The 4003-nt window shown below is 59.8% G+C and carries 4 protein-coding genes; 2 read left to right on the top strand and 2 right to left on the bottom strand.

The annotated features are described in order from the left end of the window. Positions 1-1630: 1630 nt before the first annotated feature. The gene (locus tag GSQ92_RS29740; protein WP_159014933.1) at positions 1631-1996 is read right to left on the bottom strand and encodes a hypothetical protein; all 366 of its coding nucleotides are present in this window, start codon (positions 1994-1996) and stop codon (positions 1631-1633) included. 245 nt (positions 1997-2241) lie between these two features. Here GSQ92_RS29740 and GSQ92_RS29735 point away from each other — a divergent pair, with 245 nt between their 5' ends. After that, positions 2242-2766 (top strand): hypothetical protein, encoded by a 525-nt coding sequence (locus GSQ92_RS29735; protein WP_159014932.1) that lies wholly within the window; start codon positions 2242-2244, stop codon positions 2764-2766. A 44-nt stretch (positions 2767-2810) separates the two neighbouring features. Here the strand turns inward: GSQ92_RS29735 and GSQ92_RS29730 are convergent, their stop codons facing one another. Further along, complete coding sequence (locus tag GSQ92_RS29730; protein ID WP_158803407.1) at positions 2811-3080, bottom strand: HU family DNA-binding protein; 270 nt, start codon at positions 3078-3080, stop codon at positions 2811-2813. A gap of 88 nt (positions 3081-3168) precedes the next feature. Between GSQ92_RS29730 and GSQ92_RS29725 the strand changes: the two genes are divergently transcribed. Next, positions 3169-3408: a hypothetical protein gene (locus tag GSQ92_RS29725; RefSeq protein ID WP_159014930.1), complete on the top strand. Its 240-nt coding sequence runs from the start codon at positions 3169-3171 to the stop codon at positions 3406-3408. Positions 3409-4003 lie beyond the last annotated feature (595 nt).

Genomic DNA, 4003 nt, shown 5'->3' with positions numbered 1-4003 from the left:
CAAGGGCGCCTGCGGAGCAGGCGGGAGCGCTCGCGACGCACCCTTGTGGCGCGCAAAGGCGAATGCGGTATCGGCATTTTCATACCCTCAGCAGACTGGTTCTCTCGTCAGCCTGCCGGTGATCGGTGCGAACGAAGCCTCCTTGCGCCAATTTTTCGCCCGTTCGCACCGATCTGCTTGAGCCTCTGCTCGCAAGGTCAAAGAGAGACTGAGCGATGTTGAAGGCGTCTCCGTGCGGGAAGTTGGAGGGGCTGAGGGAGTTGTCGGCGCAAGAGGGCCGCGCATAGCGGGAAGGTTTCGGCCGTTGGCAGGAATCCAGGGCCAGACCGCTGGTGCGGCCGTTGTGCGGACGCATCAAAATGCGGGGCCTGGCGTCTGGTTTCTTGTGCGACTGCCTGACCTCGTGGCTGCCCCGATCCTTGTGCCAGTTTGGAATCTCATATCCGCCGCCACCCCTCGGGCAGGCCGCCCTCGCCGGACCATGATCCGGACTGCGACTTCTTCCGTGACCATCGCGAGCAGCCGGTGATCGCGCGCAGTTTTGCGCGGAATGGCAACGGGCGGGCGGCTTCGCTTGTAGGACGACGGCCTTCGGCGCCACTCGGCAGAGCCTCATGCGCGCATGCTGCATAGAGAAGTCAGCGCTTGTCTCTCCGCGCTGAACCGAGGATCCTCCATGCGGCGTGTTCGGTGAATTTGCAGGTCTCGGCGTGTCCCGAGCGGCAAGGCGAATTGCCTTGAACTGTTCAGAGATGCTGGGTCCCGCCCGACATTGAGATGACATTCTAACGCGCCGCGTCGATCAGCTGCATCAACGCCGTTGCCAACGTTCCGCGGGGTTGGGCATAGCTGCGGCCAGCCACACGGGACGCGGCTCTCGTCTTCATCCCTGTCGCACTCAGACGATCGCGCTTCGCTCGCGGCGGCCGTGCCCCTCCTCCACATCCGGGACCGTCGGGCAATAAAGCAATTGTTGATGTTCAACGAGCGACGTGGCAGGAGGACTCATCTCAGCAACAGTGGCAGGCCGGAGGAACATGGCGACGACGACCCGAGCGTGGGAACTAGTCCACGAGGAACATACGCCGATAAAGCAGGCGGCAAGAAGACTTGGTGTTCGGGTATGCGAGCTCTATGAGCTCTTGGAAAAAGAGAAGGCAGAGCGGGACAATGCCACTCACCGGGCCGTCGCTCTTCTATCAGCCGTCACTGCACCTCGAACCGCTCTGGCTACGGAAGATGTAAGCGCCCAAGTGCGCGCCAGGCAGCTCCTGGATAACGGACTTGCAACGCGGGTTATCTGCGAGCGGCTGGGGCGTACCGAACGATGGCTCGCCTCGGTGAAGCAGACACGCGAGATGGCGCGCACTGCCAGGGACGTTCAGGAGTAGCGCGCCGAGCAAGAGCGGCATGCGACCGCATAGGCGGAATCGCCTGTGGCCAAACGACGCGTACGCAGACATCGAGCGCCACGCCCGTTTGCCGAAGGCTACGTTCGAGTCGTGGATTGATTGAACGGGCTGGCGACGGCCGGCCTTGTCGTCGCCCATAGGCTACGTGCATTGACCGAGATGCGCTATATGATGGATGGGAACCTGTCGCGATCTGCTTGAACAGATGGGACAGTCGATCACTCGGCAGCCGCAGCCTGTTCCGTCTGCAAACCGAGTTCGTGCCGAATATGGGCGTAACGCACGGGATCCAGAAGTCGGCGATCCTTGGCGAGTTGGCGCAGCGCGGCCAGCCCCGCTTGGGTGAAGAAGGCTCGCGGCATGCCCCGGTCCGTTTGGATCTCTACCAGACCGCGGGCCATCATGGTCTGGATCGCGGGAGGAAGCTTCGGCTTGCCGGCCAAAGGCCCTCCACGCCAGATACGCAGGAACATGCCTTCTGCCACGGAGGGGAAGCTACCGAAGTGCTGACCGAGTTCACGCCGAATGATGTCGCGCTCCGGCGCTGTAAAGGCATCAACGGACGAAGGGGAATGGATGACCATCGCCTAACTTACCATGGTTGGCCGTGTCCGGAAGGGGTCCCTCGATCTGCACATCGGCGATGACTGGCTAGCGTATACGCAACATCGCGCCCGACGTCTGCGACACGCGAGCTGTAGCAGCAGATTCGTATGGTTGATTTCTCGGCCGCGATTGATTCAGCGAATTCATCGGGTTGCACTGACATCACAGTTGGCGTGCAACGAGGAGACGGCTAGGATTCGACCAGTTCAGAAGAGAACCTGACATGGTTGTCATAAGAGCCACTGCGGCACGGCTCGAACTCGAGGCGCCCTATCATCCGGCACTGCCGTATCGCGCGAGGCGGGCCGGAGGGGCGTGGCTCGGCCCGGCAACCTGCTGGGTGTTTCCTCTCGGAGCAGAGCAGGCGCTGCGCGCACTCTGCCAGGATATATGGGCTGTCGATGGCAGTATTGCTGCCATGCGAGACATGGTTGACCTTCAAATCAAGGTCGACGAGCGGGTGCCCTTTCGCACAGTGTTTGAGGCGCATGAGACGCCGATCTATCTCGTGGGACGCGAGATCGCTGCGTCGCTGAGGAACCTCCGCGGTGCTCGTCCAGGTCGGGGCGTTCGGTTCCTGACGGGGAAGCCACGGTGCCTCGCATCGCCCAGCACATGGTCGACATCCATTCCGGATGGCGCTGTATTTATAATACGCGATGTGCCGCGCTGCGCCATTGGCCGCTTCCGGGAAGCGGTCAGCGACGCAGGCCATGTCGAGGAGGGGACTCCTCGCACGGAAGGCTGACTACGGTCTGAAGCGTAGTGGCAGATCTGGCCGGAAATCGGCCGCTACACCAGCTTCTTGAGCGAAGGCGAAACTTTGAACCTAACGGTTTTGCCGGCTTTGACTTTGACGGGCTCGCCTGTGCGCGGGTTGAGCGCCTTGCGGGCCTTTGTCTTGGCGACGCGAAACGTGCCAAAGCTGGGCAGGGTAAAGCCACCAGAGGTCTTCAGCTCTTTAACAATGGCATCTATGAGGTCGGCCGCCGCCCGATTTGCAGCGACGCCGGTGAGCTCAGCAGAGTCTTGCAACACGGAGGCAATGAAGGCTTTTGACATAGTCGACTATCCTTAGAACCTTTGAGGCATAACATTTGCCCCAGGTGGCCTCAGAAGTTCAAGTGCCAGGCAAAGGATTGAGCTTCGAATGGCCATGCATGTTTCGTTAGCTGCTCCGCTGAAGCTAGGCGATATCAACGGGGATCAACGTCGGCTGCTCCGACGACACTACGATTCCTTCATCCGCCGTGGGTTTAGCCATTCGACTTATGCGGCTTTCGCTTTACGAGAAGCGATCGTCTTCACCTTTGTTGAGCGACCCGGCATCTTTCTTGGGTTGAATTTATGCGCTGTTGCCACCGCTTTCAACTTCGCGATTCGCTTTTAGCTCGTCGCGAATGGAAGCGAGAGCACCCTTCACGACAGCCGAGCGCCTGTCTGCCGAAATGGCTTCTGCAGCATCAAGAAACGCACGCGCTAAGGCTTTTGTGCCACGTAGTGCGCGGCTTGCTTTGAGAGCCATGAGTTGAACTTTCAGATGGACGAGCGGCTTATTTACTAGATTCTGCGGAATTGCAATCTATTTCGACTGCAGAACTCTCCAGCTCGGTCCTGTTATTCTCGCTCCCGTAAGTACTCAGATGCGGGATGGGCAGGGCGGGGAAATTATCCTCCTTGTGGGAGCCAACAGAGTTTTAACGAAAGCCGCCGCCGCTGACGGCGCGTAGTGTCATCTATTTCAGAAAAGTCCGATCCGCTGCGGGCAAAGTTGGGCACATGCGCTTGGAACACGCCCTTGCTTGCAGGCCAGTCGGAAAGTGCTCCCTCCCGAAGAGCGTCAGGCCGAAGTCGCAGGTTGATGACGCGGATCGTCTCATCGCACTTATGGTGCAGATTAGGTGATATAACGCATCACGCGCAGAAGAGCCTAAGCGCTCCTGACGCCCATAGGGGCGCCCCCAAAAATTGCATCCAATGAAATC

Source organism: Acidisoma sp. S159 (genome assembly GCF_009766125.1).
GTDB lineage: Bacteria > Pseudomonadota > Alphaproteobacteria > Acetobacterales > Acetobacteraceae > Acidisoma.
The sequence above is the reverse complement of the archived record's forward strand: the minus strand, read 5'-3'. Positions and strand labels throughout refer to the sequence as shown.

Excerpts from the sequence above, each read along its gene's own strand:
- GSQ92_RS29725 (WP_159014930.1), top strand. The coding sequence starts at position 3,169 with ATGGCCATGCATGTTTCGTTAGCTGCTCCGCTGAAGCTAGGCGATATC.
- GSQ92_RS29740 (WP_159014933.1), bottom strand. The coding sequence starts at position 1,996 with ATGGTCATCCATTCCCCTTCGTCCGTTGATGCCTTTACAGCGCCGGAG.
- GSQ92_RS29735 (WP_159014932.1), top strand. The coding sequence starts at position 2,242 with ATGGTTGTCATAAGAGCCACTGCGGCACGGCTCGAACTCGAGGCGCCC.
- GSQ92_RS29730 (WP_158803407.1), bottom strand. The coding sequence starts at position 3,080 with ATGTCAAAAGCCTTCATTGCCTCCGTGTTGCAAGACTCTGCTGAGCTC.